The organism is Microvirga ossetica (assembly GCF_002741015.1).
GTDB lineage: Bacteria > Pseudomonadota > Alphaproteobacteria > Rhizobiales > Beijerinckiaceae > Microvirga > Microvirga ossetica.
The window spans coordinates 4,968,373-4,989,623 of sequence record NZ_CP016616.1 but is presented as its reverse complement, the minus strand read 5'-3'; the positions used below and the strand labels follow the sequence as shown (position 1 = coordinate 4,989,623).

General features: G+C 63.3%; 23 protein-coding genes. 9 read left to right on the top strand and 14 right to left on the bottom strand.

Translation table 11 applies throughout. The features are described 5' to 3' along the window. Positions 1–192: 192 nt before the first annotated feature. The 3 genes from BB934_RS23895 to BB934_RS23885 all read left to right on the top strand — a co-directional run bounded on the left by BB934_RS23895 (position 193) and on the right by BB934_RS23885 (position 3,448). Positions 193–1,545, top strand: coding sequence for an IS701 family transposase (locus BB934_RS23895; RefSeq protein ID WP_099511924.1), 1,353 nt, complete (start codon positions 193–195; stop codon positions 1,543–1,545). A gap of 230 nt (positions 1,546–1,775) precedes the next feature. Further along, positions 1,776–2,813, top strand: coding sequence for an NAD-dependent epimerase/dehydratase family protein (locus BB934_RS23890; RefSeq protein ID WP_099511923.1), 1,038 nt, complete (start codon positions 1,776–1,778; stop codon positions 2,811–2,813). A 155-nt stretch (positions 2,814–2,968) separates the two neighbouring features. Further along, a complete protein-coding gene (locus BB934_RS23885; protein ID WP_099511922.1) occupies positions 2,969–3,448 on the top strand; it encodes a hypothetical protein in 480 nt (159 codons plus the stop codon). 876 nt (positions 3,449–4,324) lie between these two features. Here BB934_RS23885 and BB934_RS23880 read toward each other — a convergent pair. Beyond that, positions 4,325–4,837, bottom strand: a complete 513-nt coding sequence (locus BB934_RS23880; protein ID WP_099511921.1) for an RNA pyrophosphohydrolase — start codon at positions 4,835–4,837, stop codon at positions 4,325–4,327. After that, a complete protein-coding gene (locus BB934_RS23875; protein ID WP_099511920.1) occupies positions 4,834–5,949 on the bottom strand; it encodes a M20 family metallopeptidase in 1,116 nt (371 codons plus the stop codon). The genes BB934_RS23880 and BB934_RS23875 overlap by 4 nt, the downstream gene beginning before the upstream one ends. 197 nt (positions 5,950–6,146) lie before the next feature. Between BB934_RS23875 and BB934_RS23870 the strand changes: the two genes are divergently transcribed. Then, positions 6,147–7,577 (top strand): calcium-binding protein, encoded by a 1,431-nt coding sequence (locus BB934_RS23870; RefSeq protein WP_099511919.1) that lies wholly within the window; start codon positions 6,147–6,149, stop codon positions 7,575–7,577. Between the two features lie 53 nt (positions 7,578–7,630). Here BB934_RS23870 and BB934_RS23865 read toward each other — a convergent pair whose 3' ends face one another. From BB934_RS23865 to BB934_RS23855, 3 genes are all read right to left on the bottom strand, one after another. Continuing rightward, positions 7,631–7,858, bottom strand: a complete 228-nt coding sequence (locus BB934_RS23865; RefSeq protein WP_099511918.1) for a DUF6894 family protein — start codon at positions 7,856–7,858, stop codon at positions 7,631–7,633. 333 nt (positions 7,859–8,191) lie between these two features. Further along, positions 8,192–8,731, bottom strand: a complete 540-nt coding sequence (locus BB934_RS23860) for a single-stranded DNA-binding protein (protein WP_099511917.1) — start codon at positions 8,729–8,731, stop codon at positions 8,192–8,194. Positions 8,732–8,865: 134 nt separating this feature from the next. Beyond that, positions 8,866–9,540 carry a hypothetical protein gene (locus tag BB934_RS23855; protein WP_099511916.1) on the bottom strand — a complete coding sequence of 225 codons (675 nt, stop codon included), beginning with the start codon at positions 9,538–9,540 and terminating at the stop codon, positions 8,866–8,868. Between the two features lie 205 nt (positions 9,541–9,745). Here BB934_RS23855 and uvrA point away from each other — a divergent pair, with 205 nt between their 5' ends. Together uvrA and BB934_RS23845 are read left to right on the top strand one after the other, a co-directional pair. Beyond that, positions 9,746–12,742: an excinuclease ABC subunit UvrA gene (uvrA, locus tag BB934_RS23850; protein WP_099511915.1), complete on the top strand. Its 2,997-nt coding sequence runs from the start codon at positions 9,746–9,748 to the stop codon at positions 12,740–12,742. A gap of 144 nt (positions 12,743–12,886) precedes the next feature. Further along, on the top strand, positions 12,887–13,696 hold the full coding sequence (locus BB934_RS23845) for a class I SAM-dependent methyltransferase (RefSeq protein WP_099511914.1): 810 nt from the start codon (positions 12,887–12,889) through the stop codon (positions 13,694–13,696). Between the two features lie 76 nt (positions 13,697–13,772). Here the strand turns inward: BB934_RS23845 and BB934_RS23840 are convergent, their stop codons facing one another. From BB934_RS23840 to BB934_RS50260, 6 genes are all read right to left on the bottom strand, one after another. Next, a complete protein-coding gene (locus BB934_RS23840) occupies positions 13,773–14,663 on the bottom strand; it encodes a hypothetical protein (protein ID WP_099511913.1) in 891 nt (296 codons plus the stop codon). 267 nt (positions 14,664–14,930) lie between these two features. Beyond that, on the bottom strand, positions 14,931–15,173 hold the full coding sequence (locus tag BB934_RS23835) for a DUF6894 family protein (RefSeq protein WP_237050071.1): 243 nt from the start codon (positions 15,171–15,173) through the stop codon (positions 14,931–14,933). Positions 15,174–15,238: 65 nt separating this feature from the next. Beyond that, positions 15,239–15,670 carry a hypothetical protein gene (locus tag BB934_RS23830; protein ID WP_173909489.1) on the bottom strand — a complete coding sequence of 144 codons (432 nt, stop codon included), beginning with the start codon at positions 15,668–15,670 and terminating at the stop codon, positions 15,239–15,241. Between the two features lie 241 nt (positions 15,671–15,911). Further along, positions 15,912–16,583: a GGDEF domain-containing protein gene (locus tag BB934_RS23825; protein ID WP_157934291.1), complete on the bottom strand. Its 672-nt coding sequence runs from the start codon at positions 16,581–16,583 to the stop codon at positions 15,912–15,914. A gap of 27 nt (positions 16,584–16,610) precedes the next feature. After that, positions 16,611–16,940 carry a hypothetical protein gene (locus BB934_RS23820; protein ID WP_099511909.1) on the bottom strand — a complete coding sequence of 110 codons (330 nt, stop codon included), beginning with the start codon at positions 16,938–16,940 and terminating at the stop codon, positions 16,611–16,613. Between the two features lie 15 nt (positions 16,941–16,955). After that, a complete protein-coding gene (locus BB934_RS50260) occupies positions 16,956–17,078 on the bottom strand; it encodes a hypothetical protein (RefSeq protein WP_257792364.1) in 123 nt (40 codons plus the stop codon). Between the two features lie 190 nt (positions 17,079–17,268). On the opposite strand from BB934_RS50260, the gene BB934_RS23815 reads away from it, so the two are divergent. Further along, positions 17,269–17,553: a porin gene (locus BB934_RS23815; protein ID WP_099511908.1), complete on the top strand. Its 285-nt coding sequence runs from the start codon at positions 17,269–17,271 to the stop codon at positions 17,551–17,553. Between the two features lie 33 nt (positions 17,554–17,586). Here the strand turns inward: BB934_RS23815 and BB934_RS23810 are convergent, their stop codons facing one another. Together BB934_RS23810 and BB934_RS23805 are read right to left on the bottom strand one after the other, a co-directional pair. Beyond that, positions 17,587–17,907, bottom strand: a complete 321-nt coding sequence (locus BB934_RS23810) for a hypothetical protein (protein ID WP_099511907.1) — start codon at positions 17,905–17,907, stop codon at positions 17,587–17,589. A gap of 97 nt (positions 17,908–18,004) precedes the next feature. Next, complete coding sequence (locus tag BB934_RS23805; protein ID WP_099511906.1) at positions 18,005–18,811, bottom strand: hypothetical protein; 807 nt, start codon at positions 18,809–18,811, stop codon at positions 18,005–18,007. Positions 18,812–19,081: 270 nt separating this feature from the next. On the opposite strand from BB934_RS23805, the gene BB934_RS23800 reads away from it, so the two are divergent. Then, positions 19,082–19,966, top strand: coding sequence for a calcium-binding protein (locus BB934_RS23800; protein ID WP_099511905.1), 885 nt, complete (start codon positions 19,082–19,084; stop codon positions 19,964–19,966). A 244-nt stretch (positions 19,967–20,210) separates the two neighbouring features. Next, positions 20,211–20,366, top strand: coding sequence for a DUF1127 domain-containing protein (locus BB934_RS23795; protein ID WP_099511904.1), 156 nt, complete (start codon positions 20,211–20,213; stop codon positions 20,364–20,366). Positions 20,367–20,450: 84 nt separating this feature from the next. On the opposite strand, the gene BB934_RS23790 is transcribed toward BB934_RS23795, so the two are convergent. Next, positions 20,451–21,149: an SDR family oxidoreductase gene (locus BB934_RS23790; RefSeq protein ID WP_335645589.1), complete on the bottom strand. Its 699-nt coding sequence runs from the start codon at positions 21,147–21,149 to the stop codon at positions 20,451–20,453. Positions 21,150–21,251 lie beyond the last annotated feature (102 nt).

Genomic DNA, 21,251 nt, shown 5'->3' with positions numbered 1-21,251 from the left:
AATCTAACCGCCTTTTTGATGAGCTAAGCGCAGAATTCGAGAGCAGGTTTGCCCCACGTTTTCGCGCAGGCAAATTTAATTACAGGAGAACCTAGCTCGACTTTGGCCATTTCTGGCGGGTGATGTGGGAGCGCAGGGCGGCGAAGCGAACGATGCGGTAGACTGGCAGCGTTTCCGCCAAGAGACACCACCATGCCGGACCTGCCCGCCCGCTTCGCCGCGATCATTGTAGCGTTTGCCCCGCTCTTTCGCCACCGAACCTGGCGTCATGCCGAGGTCCTGCTCGTCGGAGCCATCCTGGCACCCGGTAAGCGCACCGTGACCAGCATCTTGCGTATCACCGGCCTCAGTCGCGAGCGCCACTTCGTCAACTATCATCGCGTGCTCAGTCGGGCTCGCTGGAGCACACGCGAGGCGGCCCGGCTGTTGCTGGGCCTGCTGATCCAGGCCTTTGCCCCAACCGGTCCGGTGATCCTCGGCCTGGATGACACCATTGAGCGCCGCCGCGGCAAGCGCATCAAAGCCAAGGGCATCTACCGCGATCCGGTGCGCTCCTCCGATGCTCATTTCGTCAAGGCCTCGGGCCTGCGGTGGATCAACCTCATGCTCCTGGCTCCCATTCCATGGGCAGCTCGCACCTGGGCCCTGCCGTTCCTCACTGCCCTGGCACCCTCCGAGCGGTATTGCCGTGAGCGGGGGCAGCGGCACAAAAAGCTGACCGACTGGGCGCGTCAGATGATGCTGCAGGTCAGGCGGTGGTTGCCTGAGCGCGAATTGGTGCTGGTGGCCGATATGGGCTTTGCCGCCCTGGAACTGCTGGCAGCGCTGTCTCGCCGCGGCGTGATCTGTATTACCCGGCTTCGCCTGGATGCCGCCCTCTACGAGCCGGCTTCACGGCGCCGGCCGGGGACGAAGGGCCGTCCGCGCACCAAAGGAGCTCGGTTGCCGAACCTTTCCGATGTGTTGCTCCGGACGAGCACGCGCTGGCGCCGCGTCACGGTGCCTGGCTGGTATGGCGAAGGAGATCGCGTGGTCGAGTTCTGCTCGGCCACGGCCGTGTGGCGCCATGGCGGAATGCCCATCGTGCCGATCCGCTGGGTCTTGCTGCGTGATCCTCTCGGTCGGTTCTCGCCCCAAGCCCTGCTGTGCACCGATCCCACGCGCGATCCGCTGCAGATCATCCGCTGGTTCATCCTGCGCTGGCAGATCGAGGTCACCTTCCAGGAGGCGCGTGCACATCTGGGCGTAGAGACCCAGCGGCAATGGTCGGATCAGGCCGTCGCCCGCACCACGCCCTGCTTGCTCGGACTGTTCTCAATCGTGACTCTGCTGGCCGCGCAACTCGGTCAGCGCTCCCGAACCGCTGTTTGGATCGACAGCTGGTATCGCAAGTCTCATCCGACTTTCGCGGATGCCCTGGCGGCCGTGCGGCGTCAGATCTGGAGCGAGATGGGTTTATTCACATCACGCTACCGACACAAAATGTCGAAACCCTCACACGCCCTTCAACGAGGCTTGGTTTACGCGCTCTGCCAAGCCGCCTGATTGGCCAAAGTCGAGCCTAGAGGCTGCATCATAAATGCCGATACATGAACGCTCTCTGGCTAGCCTGCGTGAAGGCTTCAACGCAAGGCGCTCACGACACGAGGTAGGGCGCCTCGGCATCGGCCCCTCACGCCCCACCTTGCCTCCCCACCCTCCATGCAACACAAATGCATGATCCTGCCGGAGAATCGCGTTGCGCGGCTCCAGCGCGGATTCAAAGGGGCGCTAAGATGAACGTGCTTGTCGTGGGGGGAACGGGGTTTCTGGGCGGCGCGGTCGCGCGCGAGGCGCTGGCGCGGGGGCATCGAGTGGCGATCTTCACCCGCGGGCATAATGCGACGGATGCGGGGCCGGAGGGGATCGAGGTTCTGACCGGCGACCGGCACGGCGATCTCTCGGCGCTGAAAGACCGCGCGTTCGACCTTGTGGTCGATACCTGCGCCTTCGCACCCGAGGCGGTGACCTCGCTCCTCGATGCGCTCTCCCCCGCCATCGGCCGCTATGCGCTCGTGACGAGCGTGAGCGTCTATGCGGATTTCAAGGCGCCGGGCGTCTCGGAGGATTCGCCCGCGAGCCGCGCGACGCCGGAGCAGCTGGAGATGGCACGCGCCCTTCCCCCGGAGCAGCGCTCCTCCGCCGCCTCCTACGACAAGGCCTATGGGCCGCTGAAGCGCGAATGCGAGCTCGTGGCGCTGGAGCGCTTGGGGGAGCGCGCGCTCATCCTCCGCTCGGGCCTTCTCGTCGGCGCGGGCGATTACACCGACCGCCTGACCTCCTGGGTGCGCCGGGTCGACCAAGGCGGCGCGATCCCGGCGCCCGGCGATCCGCAGCGCCTCGTCCAGCTCGTCGACGTGCGCGATGCCGCGCGCTTCATCGTCGAGGCGGCGGAGCGGAATATGGGCGGCCTCTTTAACCTCACGGGCCGCCCCTTCCCGTTCGCCGACCTCCTGGAGGCCATCCGCCGCGTCACTGGTTCCGATGCGCGCCTCGTCTGGCGCTCCGACGAGGCGGTGCTCGCCGCAGGGTTGGAACCCTGGACCGAGGTTCCCCTCTGGCTGCCCCACGCGGACGAAGCCTTCCGGCACTTTTTGGAGATCGACGTCGAGAAGGCCTTTGCGCACGGGTTTAAGCCGCGTCCGCTCGACGAGACCCTTCGGCAAATCCTCGCCTGGGACCGAACCCGCCGCGGCACGCCCCTGAAAGCCGGCATGCCGCCGGAGAAAGAGGCGGCGCTTCTGGCCGACCCGCTTCGCGCACAGGCGGAGTGAGCGGACGCGCGCCCGTCCCTCGCCCGCCGCGTAACCTCCAAGACACACTCTCGGAGGATCGCGCCGGATCGGCCCGTTCGCACCTTTCGTCTCACTCGACTTCCCCATGAGCACGGCTATGCATTCCGCAGCGTAAAGACACCTGGGGGACTATCGTGAAACAGCTTTTCATCCTGCTTCCGCTTGCGGGAGCCCTGTCCGCCTGTGCCGGTGCACAGGCGACGAGAACGTCGGCCAATACCATGATCATCGATGCGGGCGCGGCGCCCGCCTGCGGCTCCATGGGGGCGGCGAAGGTCGCGCAGAAGAGCGCCGCCGTGGAGACGATCCGCGCCGGCTACGACCGCTACATCATCACCGGCGGGCAGGCGCAGAACAACGTCTCCGTCACGCAGATGCCGGGCCAGTTCCAGACGTCAGGCAGGGCGACCTACGGAGGCGGCTACGGCACCTACAACGCGACGACGACCTATGTGCCCGGCCCCACCATCGTCGCCGGCAGCCATGACCGCTCGCTCGGCGTGGTGATGTTCCGCACCGGCGAGCCGGGTGCCGAGAACGCCATCGACGCGCGCCAGGCCCTCGGCGCGGAATGGCAGGACCTCGTGAAGTCGGGCGTCCATACTTGCCTTTGATCGATACGATCAACGTCATGGCCGGCCTTGTGCCGGCTATCCCGATCCTGTGAAGTATGGCGCCTCTGACAATCGGGATCACCGGCACGGGTCCCCGGATCAAGTCCGGGGAGGTGATGACGTGGGAGGGTGACAGGAGGGGGTGACGGCAACGTTATGTTCTCACTTTGTTCTTGACAATAGTCCCAACCTCGGCTATACCCTTGCCTAAGATCTGCTCCTGACGAGGGGCGCGCTCGCGAGGCGTCGCAGTGTGGGAGCAGGCACGGTCCCGTGACAGGTCTCGCACCCCTGTCGACGGGAGGCCCAGGCTGCGTGCCGCTGAATAGGGATTGGTCCCAGGCCCCCGCTGACGTTGCGGTTCCCGCCTGGCGCAGTCACCGAACCGGCACCGCCTGTCCGCCTAAAAAAGCCGTGCGCGAAGCGGCCTCCCGGCTCTTCCATCATCACCATGCATCATCGAGCCGGGCCGCCCTTCGCGCCACCCTCGATCGCACCAAAAGGCTCGGAGCCAAACGGCTCCGGGCCCACAGGTGCTGGCTGTTTGACATCGATTGAACAACACATCTCCGCCGTCATGGCCGGACTGGGTCCGGCCACCCACGTCTTAGGACCCTCTGCGCCGTCAAGACGTGGCTCCCCGGATCAAGTCCGGGGATGACGGCGAGGGGCTGGGCTTGCGAGTTCGACGAGAAAAGCGCCGGAAGCCCTCTCCCCCCTTGTGGGGGAGAGTTGGAGAGGGGGGTGTGAGCGATAGCCGATCAAGCTCCGGCGCCAGCACCCCCTCCCTGGCCCTCCCCCACAAGGAGGGAGGGGAATAGCGCCTCATCCCGAACCCGATATCGGGTGGCCTCGCTCCGCCCTCGGTCGGAGCGCTCACCCCGCCACGGCGAAGGGCCGGAACGCGTGCACCACGTGCTCGTAGACGGCGCGTTTGAAGGGAACCACCAGCTCCGGCAGGCGCTCGATCCGCTCCCAGCGCCACTCGCCGAATTCGGGCACCGCCCCGCCGCGAGTGCCTGCGACGTCGATCTCGCTATCCTCGCCGGTGAAGCGGAATGCGACCCATTGCTGGCGCTGGCCGCGGAAGGGCGACAGCCGGTGCGGCGGGCTGTCATAGGGCGGGAAATCGTAGGCGATCCGCTCCGAGGTCTGCCCGAGAATCTCGGCGCTCGTGACGTTCGTCTCCTCCCACAGCTCGCGCCGTGCCGCCGTCAGGAGGTCCTCGCCCTCGTCAACGCCGCCCTGGGGCATCTGCCATTCGTGCCCACGCAGTACGATCTCGGGACCGTCGTCGCGCAGGCGCCGGGCGATCAGGGCCAGGCCACCCCGGTTGAACAGCGCGATGCCGACATTGGGGCGGTAGCGGGGCTCCGGCGCGGCGGTCAAAGCGTCTCCAGCAGCCGCGTCATGAGCTTTTGGCGCGGGGCGATGGAGGAGATCAGGCCGTATTCCTGGAGCGTGTGGGCGCCGTCGCCGTCGATGCCGAGGCCGTCGAGGGTCGGGATGCCGAGCGCCGCCGTGAAATTGCCGTCCGAGCCGCCGCCCACGCGGGGCGCAGAGACGAGGTCGAAACCGATCTCGGCGGCGAGCGAGCGGGCATGATCGAAGAGTTTCGAGGTGGCCTCTGTGCGCTCATAGGGCGGCCGGTTCATGCCGCCGGTGACGGTGACCTTGAAATCCGGGTGGCTCGGCTTGAGCCCGAGGAGTGCCGCCGTCAAGGCCTTGCCATCGGCCACCGTCTCGACCCGCAGATCCACGGGGAAGCGGCAATGCTGAGGAACGGTGTTCACCGCCGTGCCGCCGGCGATCAGGCCGACGCTCGTGGTGATCCCGCGCGAATAATCCGTCATCGCCTCGATGGCGAGGATCTGGCGGGCGGCCTCGTAGACGGCGTTGCGCCCATCCTTGTGGCGCGAGCCCGCATGGGCCGGCCGTCCTTCCACATGCACCTCGAAGCGCCCCACCCCCTTGCGGGCGGTGACGATCTGGCCGCCGTCGCGGGCCGGCTCGGTGACGAGGACGCAGGCCGAGCGACGGCCGAAATCCTCGATCATCGGCCGGGTGATCGGCGAGCCGATCTCCTCGTCCGGCGTCACCAGGAAGACGAGCGGCCGCGCCGCCGTGCCTTTGCGCGCCACGTCCTTGAAGGCCTCGAGGCAGAACCAGGCGCCGCCCTTCATGTCGTAAACGCCGGGCCCGTAGAGCCTGTCGCCCTCGATCCGCAGCGGCAGGTCGCTATCGACGGTGCCGACGGGATGGACCGTATCGAGATGCGACATCACCAGAATGCCGGGCTCGTCGGTCCGAGGCCCCGCCCGCAGGACCAGCACATCGCCGAGTCCGTCGGTGCCGGGGATGCGCTCGACCGCCACCGGCGCGTCCTGCATCTGCGCGGCCACGAGGTCCATCATCAGGTTGACCCCGGCCCGGTCATGGGTCGGGCTCTCAGTGCGTATCCAGGTGAGCAGCGCGTCGAGATCTGGTGAGGATGAGGTCATGATCGCTTCATTCGGACGGAGGGTGCCGATGGCTAACCATTCCTGGCCTGAAACATCAAGCCTGCACCGGTATTCCGGCAGCGCAGGACGATACAAGGATACGTCCTTATGACGCAGTAGCGCATTTACGATATCCCGTAACAGGAAAATAAGTTACGTGCTCTAAGGTAACATCCTTACTTCAGGCATTGCAAAAGATGGCACATAAGATCGGCTCATTGGGCAGGAATTTTCTGGAAGGCGGCAGCGTCTCCGATACCCTTTACGGCGACAGCGACGGCACGCTCCAGGCACGCACAGCCGGCGGCGATGCGCTCCACGGCTACAATGGAGCCGATTACCTTTATGGCGATGCGAGGAGCTTACGGCTTTCGGCGCGAGGCGGCGCTGATTCGATCTGGGCCGGCTTCGATGGCGACACCGTCTATGGCGATTCCTACACGATGAGCTACTCCTCGACCGGCGGCGCGGACAAGATCTGGGGTGAATACGGCTACGACAGGCTCTATGGCGATGCGCGCAGCATGTCGGGCTCCGCACGGGGCGGCGCCGACAGGATCTATGGCGGCTACGACAACGACAGTCTGTTCGGCGATGCCTATTCCATGTCGGCAACAACGACCGGCGGCGCGGACTGGCTCTACGGCGACAACGACAGCGATACCCTCTACGGCGATGCGTATTCGATGACGGGCTCGGCGAAGGGCGGCGGGGATTACCTGTATGGCGGTAACGACGACGACAGGCTTTACGGCGACAGCTATAGCCTGAGCAGCAGGGCCGTCGGCGGATCGGATACGCTGAGCGGCGACAGCGGACGGGACACGCTTTTCGGCGATGGACGCAATCTCTTCCATTCGACCTCGGGCGGACACGATATCCTGAAGGGCGGCGCCTCTGAGGACATTCTCTATGGCGACGGGTACGAGATGCGCCATTCCAGCCTCGGCGGCAGCGACAGCCTCTATGGTGGCTCCGGCAGCGACCGGCTTTTTGGCGATGCCTATGCGCTCTATGATTCTGCGGTCGGAGGAGCCGACTACCTGGCAGGAGAAAGCGGAAACAATATCCTGTATGGCGATGCCTACTTCATGTGGGGCTCGTCCGCCGGCGGCAGCGACAGCCTTCATGGCAGCACCGGCACCGACACGCTCTACGGCGATGCCGTCTCCCTGAACGACCAGAGCCGCGGCGGGCACGATTATCTCAATGGCAGTTCCGGCAACGACGTGCTGTACGGCGATGCGCAGGTCACGAGCGCCAATGCGGGCTACGGCAACGACACGCTGCTCGGCGGCTCCGGCAATGACCGCCTGATCGGCGATTCCGCCTATGGCGGCACCGGTGCCGATTACCTGAACGGCGGCAGCGGAAACGATACGATGGACGGCGGCGGAGGCCGCGACCTCTTCGCCTTCGATCTCTCCTCCGACAAGGACACGATTCAATATTTCCGTCCCGGGGAGGACCAGATCGACCTGAGGGCGTGGCGCTTCTCCTCCTTCGCCGATCTCAGCATCGCGGACAGGATTGGCTATTCGCTCGTCTATTTCTCCGGGTCTAGTCACTACATAAAGCTCGAGAACGTGCTGAAGGCGCAGCTCTCGGCTGCCGATTTCATCCTATGAACGAGAAAGGGCCCGGAGGTATTCGGGCCCTCACGGTCCGGCCGTGGTCAGCGTCAATGCTGCGACGTATCGAGGGGAATGGACAGCAGGATCTTCCCGGCCTCGTCCACCACTTCAAGCTGCCAGCCGCGCCAATCGATCTCGTCGGATTCGCCGTCCTGCCGCAGTTCCTGAATGGCCTTGAGCGCCTGGTAATGGGCTGCCTCTACGTCCGACACCTCGATGCCCGTCTCATCCAGGATACGTTCATGCGTATGTACAAGATGAAAGTAGCAATGCACGCAAGACAGCCTTAACAAACGTCATCCAAACGCCCGGATTCGACTGATCCCGCGGCAGGTTCGTACATGAGCAGGTTCTCCGCACCCACGCAAGGCAGGTTTTGGGCTTTGCCGACAATAACAGCGTGCCTCGTAGAGTGGCGGAAAGAACAGTATTCGGTGCATTGCCCCAGGAGGCTGTATGACCTTGGCCTCGCCATAGACCGATCATCCTCTCGTGATTTTGTCCTGTCGCGATCTGGCCTCCGGTTCTGACAGAATGATGGCGTGGTGAAGCCAACAAAAAAGGCCGCCGGTTCCGGCGGCCTTGTCGAGATCTGGAAATCGCAGCTTTTAAAACGGGATATCGTCGTCGATATCGCTGTAGCGGGAGCCTCCTCCGCTATTTCCACCCGCGCTATTGCCGCCACCGGAGGACGGCGCCGGACGGCGGTCCTGGGAGGGGGAGCGTCCGAAATCGCCGCCGCGGGCGATCTGGCCTTGCTCCTCGTCGCCGTACTCCGACGCGCCGCCACCGCCGCCGCGGCTGTCCAGGATCGTCAGCTCGCCGCGGAAACGCTGCAGCACCACCTCGGTCGAATACTTCTCGACCCCGCTCTGGTCCTGCCACTTGCGCGTCTGCAGCTGGCCCTCGATGTACACCTTCGAGCCCTTCTTCAGATACTGCTCCGCCACACGCCCGAGGTTCTCGTTGAAGATCACCACCGAGTGCCACTCAGTCTTCTCCTTGCGCTCGCCCGTGCCCTTGTCCTTCCAGGTCTCGGACGTGGCAATGCGCAGGTTCACCACCGGCTCCCCGTTCGACAGCCGGCGCACCTCAGGGTCCCGCCCCAGATTGCCGACCAATATCACCTTGTTCACGCTGCCAGCCATTGGGGCGCTCTCCTTGCCTATGTGAGGCTGTTTTGGGGCCCCGGCGCCCCGGGGGCAAGACGGGCAGGAGGTTCTGCACAGGCCTGTCCCCAATAATAGGGCTTCGTGCCCTATGAGCCCAAGGCCTCATAGCCTCATGATTTCGGTGTGGACTGAACCACCTTAAACTCGTGCAGCTCGTCGCCGAGCTTGATCCGGACGGCGTAGTGCTTGTCTCCCTCATGGGCCTCGGGCAACTCCACGAGAAGCAAGGCCTGAGAAAGGGCTCCAGGCTGAAGGGTATGGTCCTTCAAAGCATATTGGCGGAAGGCCTCGAGGTTTTGAAGGTGCTCCCGCTCGAGCGCCTCCATGGTTTCTCGCCGCTCCCGACGTGCCTGCCCGACCCCTGCCCGCATCTGCATGGCCAGGGAAACATCGGCAGAAGCGAGACTGCCGACGACAAGCTCTTCCATGGCATGCCGCCTTCGCTCTTCCTGTTCGATCTGCTCGATCGTCTTGACGGGCAGAATGAGGTCGCCACCCTTGCCCATGTAGAGCACATCGGCGTCCTGCATCCGGAATTCGATCGGGGTGCGACCGCGGTTTCGCATTTCAAGGGCGAAGGGCACCCATGTTCCCGTTTTGGCGAACCCAACCGGATGCATGAGGCCAACCTGGGTGACTTTTTGACGCGAGGCCAGCCAGTCGTGCCCCTTCGAAGGCACGATCTCCTGCCGTGCGTCAGGAACGAGCGTCACCCGTTCGGTCGTAGCGACGCAACCGGTCAGTGAGAGGGCAAGACAAAGGGCGGCAAGCCGGACGAAGGGCATGCGAGCCTCGCTCGGATAAAGTTACGATTTCATATTGCTAGGCTTATTCTCCCTCTCTGTCACCTTGCTTCGCGTACTCTCTTTGTTCTAGGATGAGACCAACTTGAGTCGGACCTCCGGGTTGTGTCACCAGGCGTCTGCTCACATATATGCGGTTTCCGCCTGACGAGGCAGAATCTCCCCCTTTCGAAGGCTTAAGCTGGCGATGGCTAAACTCGACGACCTGTTCAACCGCGCCAAGGCGGGCGATCCGAATGCGCGTGTGATCTCCGTGCGCGGGGCGCGGGAGCACAACCTGAAGAACGTCGACCTCATGGTGCCGCGGGATCAGCTCGTGGTGTTCACCGGCCTGTCCGGTTCCGGCAAGTCGTCGCTGGCCTTCGATACCATCTATGCCGAGGGCCAGCGCCGCTACGTCGAGTCTCTCTCGGCCTATGCCCGACAGTTCCTGGAGATGATGCAGAAGCCGGATGTCGACCAGATCGACGGCCTCTCGCCGGCCATCTCCATCGAGCAGAAGACCACCTCCAAGAACCCGCGCTCGACGGTGGGCACCGTCACCGAGATCTACGACTACATGCGCCTGCTCTGGGCGCGGGTCGGCATCCCCTATTCCCCCGCCACGGGCCTGCCCATCGAGAGCCAGACGGTCAGCCAGATGGTCGACCGGGTGCTCGACCTGCCGGAGAAGACCCGTCTCTACCTGCTGGCCCCTGTCGTGCGCGGCCGCAAGGGCGAGTACCGCAAGGAAATCGCCGAGTTCCAGAAGAAGGGTTTTCAGCGCCTGAAGATCGATGGCGAATACTACGCCATCGACGAGGCCCCTGCCCTCGACAAGAAGTTCAAGCACGACATCGACGTGGTGGTGGACCGCATCGTGGTGCGCGCCGACATCGCTGCGCGCCTGTCCGAATCCTTCGAGACCGCGCTCGAGCTCACCGACGGCATCGCCGTCGTCGAGTATGCAGACGAGAAGGACGACAAGGGCAGGCCGAAGCGCATCGTCTTCTCGTCCAAGTTCGCCTGCCCCGTTTCGGGCTTCACGATCCCCGAGATCGAGCCGCGCCTGTTCTCGTTCAACAACCCGTTCGGCGCCTGCCCCACCTGCGGCGGCATCGGCCACGAGATGCGCATCGACGAGGCTCTCGTCGTCGACGAGACGCTGTCGCTGAAGCGCGGCGCCATCATGCCTTGGGCCAAGTCCACCTCGCCCTATTACGGCCAGACGCTGGAAGCGATCACCAGGCACTATAAGGCCTCCATGACGAAGCCCTGGACCGAACTCTCGGATAGCGTGCGCAATGCAATCCTCTATGGCTCGGACGGCGAGTCGATCCGCATGGCCTATGACGACGGCATGCGCGCCTACGAGGTGCGCAAGCCCTTCGAGGGCGTGATCCCCAATCTGGAGCGCCGCTACAAGGAGACCGAGAGCGACTGGGCCCGCGAGGAGATCGGCCGCTTCATGAGCGAGACGCCCTGCGAATCCTGCGGCGGCAAGCGCCTGAAGCCGGAAGCGCTCGCCGTGAAGATCGCCGGCTCCGATATCGGCGACGCGACGGCGCTCTCCGTGAAGGATGCCGACGAGTGGTTCGGCGTCCTGTCCAAGAAGCTCACCAAGAAACAGAACGAGATTGCCGGTCGGATTCTCAAGGAGATTCGCGAGCGCCTGACCTTCCTGGTCGATGTGGGCCTGGAATATCTGACGCTCGCCCGTGCCTCCGGCACCCTCTCGGGCGGCGAGAGCCAGCGCATCAGGCTGGCATCCCAGATCGGCTCCGGACTGACCGGGGTGCTCTACGTGCTCGACGAACCCTCGATCGGCCTGCACCAGCGCGACAACGAACGCCTGCTCGGAACCCTGAAGCGTCTGCGCGACCTCGGCAACACGGTGATCGTGGTGGAGCACGATGAGGACGCGATCCTTCAGGCCGATTACGTGTTCGACATCGGCCCCGGCGCCGGCATCCATGGCGGCCGGATCGTGGCGGAAGGAACGCCCGACGAGATCTTGGCGAGCCCGAAATCCCTGACCGGCAAGTACCTCACCGGCGAGATGTCGGTAAAGGTTCCCCCGAAGCGCCGCAAGCGCGATCCGAAGCGCATGCTGAAGGTCGTGGGCGCGAAGGGCAACAACCTGAAGGACGTGACGGCGGAGATCCCGCTCGGCACCTTCACCTGCATCACCGGCGTGTCCGGCGGCGGCAAGTCCACGCTCGTCATCGATACGCTCTACAAGGCCGTGGCGCGCAAGCTCAACAACGCGCTGGAGCATCCGGCGCCGCATGAGCGCATCGAGGGCCTTGAGCATCTCGACAAGGTCATCGACATCGACCAGTCGCCCATCGGCCGCACACCGCGCTCGAACCCGGCAACTTACGTCGGCGCCTTCACGCCGATCCGCGAATGGTTCGCAGGCCTCCCCGAGGCGAAGGCGCGCGGCTACCAGGCCGGCCGCTTCTCCTTCAACGTGAAGGGCGGCCGCTGCGAGGCCTGCTCCGGCGATGGCGTGATCAAGATCGAGATGCACTTCCTGCCCGACGTCTACGTCACCTGCGACGTGTGCAAGGGCAAGCGCTACGACCGCGAGACGCTGGAGGTGAAGTACCGTGAGAGATCGATCGCCGACGTGCTCGACATGACGGTGGAGGAGGCCCGCGAGCTGTTCAAGGCGGTGCCGTCGATCCGCGAGAAGATGCAGACGCTCGCCCGCGTCGGCCTCGACTACGTGCATGTGGGCCAGCAGGCCACCACCCTCTCCGGCGGCGAGGCGCAGCGCGTGAAGCTCTCGAAGGAACTCTCCAAGCGCGCCACCGGCCGCACGCTCTACATCCTCGACGAGCCCACCACCGGCCTGCACTTCCACGATGTGGCGAAGCTCCTGGAAGTGCTGCACGAGCTCGTCGACCAGGGCAACACGGTCGTGGTGATCGAGCACAACCTCGAGGTCATCAAGACCGCCGACTGGGTGATCGACATGGGTCCCGAGGGCGGCAGCGGCGGCGGCGAGATCGTCGCCCACGGCACGCCCGAGGAGATCGCCGAGTCCAAGGCCAGCCATACCGGGCGTTTCATGAAGGAAGTGCTGGCACGCCGGCCGTTGAAGAAGGAGGCGGCTCCGAAGGGCGCCGCCAAGAAGGCGCCGGCGAAGAAAGAAGCACCGAGAAAGGACAAGAAGGTCACGCGGCAGGCGGCGGAATAGCCGCGTCGCCTCTTATCGAAGCGGCAGCGGGTGGCGGTTCAAGATAGATCTAGACTATTGCCTACCGCCAAAGAGGCGCTGTGACCCTCTTGCTCGCCTGACCCATCGGCGCGATCATCCCATTCTTTCACGGTGGAGGAGACGATGAGCGCCACCGATGCTGCCTTTGCGGGCTCGATTCCGGCTCTCTACGAGCAATATCTCGGTTCCCTGCTCTTCCAGCCCTATGCCGAGGTCATGGCCTCGCGGCTGAATGACTTGACGCAGGGCCGCGTACTCGAGACGGCCGCGGGAACGGGCATCGTGACCCGCGCCCTGGCGAAGGCCCTGCCGCGAGAGGTGGAGATCGTTGCCACCGATCTGAACCAGGCCATGCTGGATCTTGCGTCGGGAAAGCTCCAGGCCCCCAACGTGCGATGGCAGCAGGCCGACGCCCAGGCCCTTCCCTTCGACGATGCCTCCTTCGATGCGGTCGTGTGCCAGTTCGGCGTCATGTTCTTTCCCGACAAGCAGGCCGGCTATCGTGAAGCGCTGCGAGTGCTGAAGCCCGGATGCCGTTTCCTCTTCAACGTCTGGGACTCCCTCGACCGCAACGAGGTCAGTTGCATCGTTTCCGAGGCTGCAGGCAAGGCGTTCCCGAACGATCCGCCCAAGTTCGTCGAGCGCGTCCCCTTCGGCTATTTCGACCCGGATCGGATCCGAGGCGAGGTCGAGCAGGCGGGCTTCGAGAATGTGGAGATCGACGTCGTTGAGAAGGTCAGCACCTCTCCTTCGGCGCGAGAACCGGCGATGGGACTCTGCCAGGGCTCGCCGCTTCGCGCAGAGATCGAGGCTCGCGGTCCGGATCGCCTCGATGACGTTACGGCCCAAGTCGCGGATGCTCTCGCAGCACGTTTCGGCGCCGGACCGGTCGAGAACCGAATGAGCGCGCTTGTGGTGACGGCCTGGCGATAAGTTTTCGGTTTGTCCTACATCGGTCAAGCAAAGGGCGCGACATGGCCGTCGCACCCCTGCTGAAAACACTGCTCGTTTAACGAGAGGATATCCGGCTCATCAGTCGGCAGAGCGCTTGCATATCTGAATCGAAGCCGTCCGGAGAGGCCGAGACCATGGCGCAGCTGCGCCGCAGCTTAAGACGCTCGTCCTCTGACATGTTGCGCAGCTCTGCCCTGAGGCGGTCGTTCTGTCCGGGCTGACCCGGATTGACGGTGCCTGTGGTCGGCGGATTACGCACACCTCCCGTTACAGGGGAGCGGGGATTGCTGAGGCCGCCAGTGCTGCCGATGCCGCCTGTCCCTCCAGTTCCGCCACCGACCGATCCGCCTCCGGAGGTTCCGCTGCCTCCGATCCCGACCCCGATACCCAGATCGACGCCGTTCGAGCCGCCGATCCCTGCACCGACACCGGCAGTCACGCCACCGGACCCTCCGATGCTGGTACCCAGCCCGGTCGTTACGCCGTTCGAGCCTCCGACGCTTGCCCCGAGCCCGGCATTCACGCCGTTCGAGCCCCCTATGCTGGCGCCCCCGCCAGCGTTGATGCCAGAGGAGCCGCCGACGTTCGCTGCAACACCCGCGCTAACACCGCTTGAACCTCCGACATTCGCCCCGGCGCCTGCAGAGATGCCATTCGATCCGCCGACATTGGCACCGAGGCCTGCATTGGTTCCGCCCGCGCCGCCAACGCTCGCACCGAGGCCGGCCGATAGACCGCTGTCACCGCCAAGCCCCAGTCCGACGCCGGCCGAAATCCCGTTATCGCCACCGATGCTGGCACCGAGACCGGCCCCAGCTCCGTCCGACCGCCCACCGCGGTCTCGAGCCGATGCCGGCTCACTCATCAAACCCGACACCAGAAGAACAGCCGCACCATAGAGAAAGGCCTGACGGCCCAGGTTCACCGAACGTCCACGCGAATCCATGACTTACTCCTTTGGAGTTAACCCGGACGGGCTCTCGCGTGAAAAGACTCAGTTTACAGGAAATAAGTTCCACAACCCCTGATTAATATCGCAGTAAACGCCAACAATTCATTTTATACTACGCTACAACATAAACTCATATAGCATAGGATTCGTCCACTTAATGCTATAGCGTTAAGATCGGAAGCTCGAAAAGATCAGCTCGTCGAAGCGCTGATTCCATGCACGATGACTCGGCCAACAGTATTGGCACCAGTAGACAGATGCTCAGTGCACGGTGTTGTTCAGCGACATGGAGTGCAGGAGCGTCCCTTGGGAGCAGACGATATCGAGCCGCCAACCGGACCAATTGTCGATATCCGCACCGATCTCATGCCGCAACTCGGTGATGGCGAGCTGGGCCTGATCTTTGGCGCTCTCCAAATCGTGGACTTCGATTCCTGTATTGTCCACGATCTCTTCGTGATCGTTCACAAGGTGGAAGAAGCAACGCATTTCGGGATTGACCACCCACTCCGACGGGACGGAATCTGCTAACGCTTTTTGGAGCGAAAGTGAAGATCCCGCGGATCCGGTCACTTCTCGTCTTTCGCCTGCGTCTCGGTCTTGAATGGCATAAGGTTGTCCAGGGACACCCAGCCAACATCTGCCCGCGGAGCGGGCACCAGATAGGCGCGCCCCTCCTCGACGCGCTCGACGCGGCAGGTGATGGCCCGCTGGTCGCCCGGCGGGCGGTATACCACGGTTGCGCCCGGCCGAATGTCTTCCGGGTGCTCCGCAGACTGCTCTTTCGACGCCGATAGGGCCTCCAAGGCCGGTTCCTGCAGGTCGGACGGGCCGTTGACCGCCCTCAGGCGGTCGAGGGCGGCGATCGCGAGCCTTGCCCGGTCTCGGTAGCGCTCGCTTACGGGCCGCAAGAGGGCGCCACGCGTCCGTCCCGGATACCATGAAACGCCTCCGGCCTTCGCCAGTTCTTCAGCGACAACTTCAATCTCTTCGTCTGTCACGCCTGACCCCCCCGGACGCGGCTGCCATACTCTAGGAACCATTGCACATTCTGCCTTACGAGAAATTAACGCTGAGGAATGCAAAAGTTTATTCTTGGCACCCGGCAGTTTCCTTACCTTGAGTTGTTGAAATCTAGCGCGACAGACGGGAAAGTGGATACCGCTTTCGGAGAAGACTCGGCTTTCGTCGGCTAGAGGCGCGCTCATACCAGTTCCGATGCCGATTTCGTCAGGGAAGCCGTCAGGCCGCGATGACCGTGTTGCGCCCTCCGCGCTTGGCCCGATAAAGCGCCGCGTCGGCGCGCTGGAGCATGGCATTCGCATCGAGACCGGCACCGGTGGCGCAGCCCACGCTGACGGTCGCCTTAGCAGTTCCGCCGAGACTTTCATTTCCGGCTACGGCGAAAGCATGGCGGATTCGTTCGGCCAGACTGGCGGCAGCACGGGAATCGAGCGGAAGGATCGCTCCGAATTCTTCGCCGCCCAGCCGGCCGAAACTCCGCTCCGGCAGATGGCTTGCCAGCACTTCTCCGAAGATCGTGAGAACGCGGTCACCGGCATCGTGCCCATGGCAGTCGTTGATCGACTTGAAATTATCGAGGTCGAACAGGAGGCAGCTCGCCGGCCTGCCCTCGAGCCCGGTAAGGAGCCGAGAAGCGTTCCGCATGAACGCGCGCCGGTTCGGAGCACCGGTCAGAGGATCGATGAAAGCAGCCTGCTTGTATTCGAACTCGATGCTCTCCTTGGCCATCGACAGCAGCATGAAGGCCAGGGTGGGTCCGAAGACCACCAGGAGGAGCGCCATGGCGGGAGACCAACGGCTGGCGAAAGCGTCGATCCAGGAAATGGAGGTCAAGGTGACCCCAAGCCCAGCGCGCGACAGATTGAAGGCTGCAAGCCCCAGCAGGAGCACGACCGCCACACGCGGTGAGGCCAGCGGTCACTTGGCATGCCTTCCCAATTCCCAAGCGGAAAGAAGAGAATAGGCGCAGGCGACCAGCGAGGCCAGGATCAGCCTGTAGCCCTGCGAGGAAGCGATGAACGGAAAAGCCGCGAGCCAGACCGCCACCCCGGTGAGAGTGACCCGCATGGGCGCTGAGCGGCCATTGAAGACCCTGCAGCCGGTGTAGAGCGCGCCATAGCTTAGCAAAGCCAGAGCATTCGCTCCGAGCAGAACTGCATATACCGGCTGACCGCGCCCCAGATTTGCAGATCCGATCCCGACGGCGATGAGCCAGAACGCGCCGCCCCACCAGGCAAGGGCCGTCACATTCCGGTTCAATGCCTAGGAGAACAGGAGCAATGTGCCGAGCACCGCCGACAGAAGGACGAAGGTGACCGTGAGGGTGACAGGATCGAGGACCATCGAGGCAGGTGATGTGGATTCGAAGCGGATGACCGCAGGCAATCTACGATCATACCGTTACGGAAATGATACCCAGGCTATCCCCTATCCTTTTCCCGATGTCCAGAACTCCGCCATGCGGCGGATCGGGGCAGTCGACAAAAACCAAGGCGCCGGCTCGGGTAGCGCTTGCCCGTGCCAGAGGCCGTTATCTTGCCAGTGACGCATCGGAGCAGCTAAACTCAAGCTCGTCATGAAGCGGTGCTTTGCTCTCGCCCTCGTTCTCTCCGGCCTCGCGGCGACAGCCCAGGCACAGGCCGGCTCGTGTCCGCCAGGCTTCGCCATGCTTCAGGCTTCCGATACCTGCGTGCGGATCAGCGGCCGGGTGCGCGCCGACGCGCTCGCAGGCTCATCCCGAACCCGGTCTCAGGCCTCTTACGGAACGCAGGTAAGCGGACGTGTAAGGCTCGATCTGCGAAAGCAGACGGAGTACGGCCCCTTTCGAGCAGTGATTTCTGTCGGGAACATGGGCCGCTGATGAGAAAGGGCGCCTTAGGCGCCCTTGCAAAGGTCAATAACCGTAATCGTAATATTCGTCCTGGTAGTAGCTACGCCTGGGCGCCTCATATGTCCGATAGTAAGGCCGATCGTAAGTTCGATAAGCCGGCCGTGCGGATGCGGCGAGCGCACCGCCAATGATGGCACCCGTTACGCCGGCCGCAATCGCCGCATTGTTGTTGCCCCGTCGTTGGACGACGTAGCGCTGGGCATTATGGTTTTTGTAATGTCCATAGGCATGGCCCTTTCCCTTACCGGGACGGGCCTCCACCTCACCGCCGAACGACGAGGCGGCGAGGAGGGCGACACTGATCGCGACTAAGATCTTTTTCATCGTCCATACTCCTTTGGTGAATTGCGACGGTGAACCTGGCAGAGAGCGAAGAGGTCGGCGGCCCGGCCTCTCCCTCGCCACGACTGGCTCGACTTTACTAGTTCATGCCGTTGCTGCCGCCCTCGGAGGAACCGCCCTGCTGCGGCAAGCGCTTATTGGTCGGGTTGCTTCCGGAATTCGAGGTGCCTCCATTCACGTCCGTACGGCTGCGGGTCGAGACCGTGCCTGTCGTCTCTGGTGACGACGAGCGAGACGGGCTCGTTGAGATATTGACGTTGTTCAAACGGCGCTGCTCCACCGACACGCCGACGCTCGGCGAGGTGTCCTGCGTCCGGCGTATCGTCGTGCGGCTTCTCACCGACACGCTCGGCTCATTGACCTCCTCGTAGCGGCGCACGGTCCGACGGCGCACTTCCACCGGCTGCTCGACCACCTGATAGCGACGCTTCTTCGACACGACCTTGTTGGTGCGCTTGGTCTTTTTCACCGCAACCTTCTTGGTGGGCTTCTTTTTCACGACCGTGCGGTGGATCTCGGTATCGGGCTCCTCATAGGTCGTGACGCTCCGACGGCGCGTGACGGACACGCTTGGCTCATTGACCTCACGAACCGTGCGCGAGCGGAGCGACACACCGGAACGCTCGCGAGTCTCGATACCCACGCCGATGCGTGTACCGCTCTCCTGGCGGGTGCGCACATTGGTTTGCGTACCGGAGGACTCGCGTTGCGTAGAGCCGGTGGTGTCGGTCTGGCTGCCAGCGCCTGACTGAGTGCGCAGCAGCCTGTTCGAATCCGAGGACGACTGCGACTGGGTTGTCGCACCGGAATTGGTCTGGGTCGATGTCTGGGCATAGGCCGCGCTGCTCAACAAGAGAAGCGCAGCTCCAAGAGCAACTGTCTTCACGAATCCATCTCCATCACAGTAAAGGTGGGGAGTGAACGCGGACCCATGCGGACTGTTCCAAATAACTTTAAGTAACGGATTCTATAAGCGCCTCAGATTTCGAAGATGAACGTTTGTTCAAGATTCTCGATGTAGAATTGAGCCGAAGCGGGGTTTTTCAACCGAGTCTTTACCATGCACCTGAACATCTATCATGCGCCGCATACAGATTAAGTTCACATTCATCGTTCTAGCTTAGCGCTACCGTCTTTATTGGGGATCGGCGCAGTCATGGCAGTTTTCGAGGCGTTCAATGCAGCGGGCGTGGGCTTCAACATGTCCAGCACCAGCAGCTCAGGCTGGGCTTTCATCGGAGCCAACCCTCACGTCACCACCGACCTCGTCTTCGACGATGGAGAAACCGCCGAGTACGAGATCTTCGGCAGTCCTCTGGTGGATTACTTCACGGCCAGTTACTGGTCTGATGATTACACCGTCATCATCGACGATCTGTTCTACGAGAACAACGGCGCGACCGTTCTCACCATCAAGGGCCTCGATCTCCACACCAATGTGGACGAGATGCAGGGCTATGCCTGGTATGTGACCCTGAACAGAGGCCATGACACCTTCCATGGCAATGATTACGACGACATCATCCGCGCCGGCTTTGGCAACGACGTGGTCTACGCCTATGATGGCGACGACATCGTCAGGGGAGACGCCGGGAATGACAGGCTTTACGGCCTGCGCGGAGACGACGATCTTTATGGCGGCACGGGCCGAGACACCCTGAATGGTGGGTCAGGCAGCGATTATCTGAGCGGTGGTGCAGAGAATGACCACCTGACCGGAGGCAGCGGCCAGGATTACTTCGTTTTCGACGCGCGCCCCTCCCTGACCAATATCGACCGGATCGTGGATTTCCGCCCGGTCGACGATACGATCATGCTCGACAATGCGGTGTTTACCCGGGTCGGGCGGGATGGCTGGCTCTCGGGTAGCGCCTTCACCACGGGCACCAAGGCGAGGGATTCCTCCGACCACATCATCTACGACAGGAAGAGCGGCGCCCTGCTCTACGACGCCGATGGGGCCGGCGGGATTGCCGCCGTCAAGTTCGCGCAGCTGAGTTCCGGCCTGACACTGACGAAGAACGACTTCTTCGTGCTTTAGCCCGGCCTTATCCCCGATCGGCGAGGCGGCCCCGCAACCGGGGCCGTTTTGCGTTCGGGGTGCGACAAGCCATGCCCGACCCGCAACACGGTTAACGTGGCATTAGGACGTCATGCTACCAAAGCATAACAGACCTACACTATTACCACTCCTCTTCGGCATCGCACAGACGTATATACCGCACTGCAAACGCAAGAACAAAGGCACCGGTCAAAACGGGCCGGCAACTAAACAGGAGTTCCTAATGTTCGTTTCCTACATCCTCTCTAAAGTTCGCTCTTACATGCGTTATCGCGAAACCGTCCGTGAGCTTTCCCTGCTCTCCGACCGCGAGCTCGACGATCTCGGCATCTCTCGGTTCCAGATTGAGAACGTCGCCCGTCAGAACGCTTTCGCATAAAAATTCGCTGCATTGCAGCAAAAGGCCCTCGCCCGCCCCTCGCAGGCGGGCGTTCGCTTGTCCGGAGGGTCGTCGTGCGAAACCTCAGCGGCCACCCGAGACCGAGATATTAGCGCCGGTGATATAGGAAGCCGCGTCCGACATCAGGAACAGCACAGCCTCGGCGATCTCCTCAGGCTCTCCGATCCGGTTGAGAGGAATATGGGGTCGCAGCCGCTCCATGCGTCCGGCATCCTGGGTGCTGCGCTCGTGAATATCCGTCTTCGTCATGCCCGGCGAGACGGCGTTGACGCGGATCCCGTGCGGGGCCAGTTCCCTCGCCAGCCCGATCGTCAGCGAGTCGACGGCTCCCTTCGAAGCGGCATACCAGACATATTCGTTGGGGCTGCCGAGGGAGGCGGCCACGGATGAGATGTTGACGATACTCCGCGCGCTGTTGCCAGGACTTCCCGGTAGCCGCCGAGCGGCCTCCCGCGCCACCCACAGGGCGCCAAGAACATTGATATCGATGCACGTGCGGATCGTCTCGACGGAGGCTTCCGCCAGCCTGCCGGACTTGCCCGTGACACCCGCATTGTTGACCACATGCGAAAGAGGGCCCAACGCGGCCTCCGCCTCGTCGAACAGGCGCACCACCTCGGCCTCCTCCGCCACATCGCCCTGGCATGCAAAGGCGTTGGCGCCGGCGGCGCGGCATCGCTCCAGGACTCTTTCTGCGGCCTCGCGCTCCGACCTGTAGGTGATGGCGACATCGTAGCCGCGCGCCGCTGCGAGTTGTGCCACCGCGGCCCCTATGCCGCGGCTTCCACCTGTAATAAGGACGACGGGGCGCCTGGACTGCATGGCGTTCAAAGCCTTTCCGAATATAGAGCGGCTCAGCTTGAC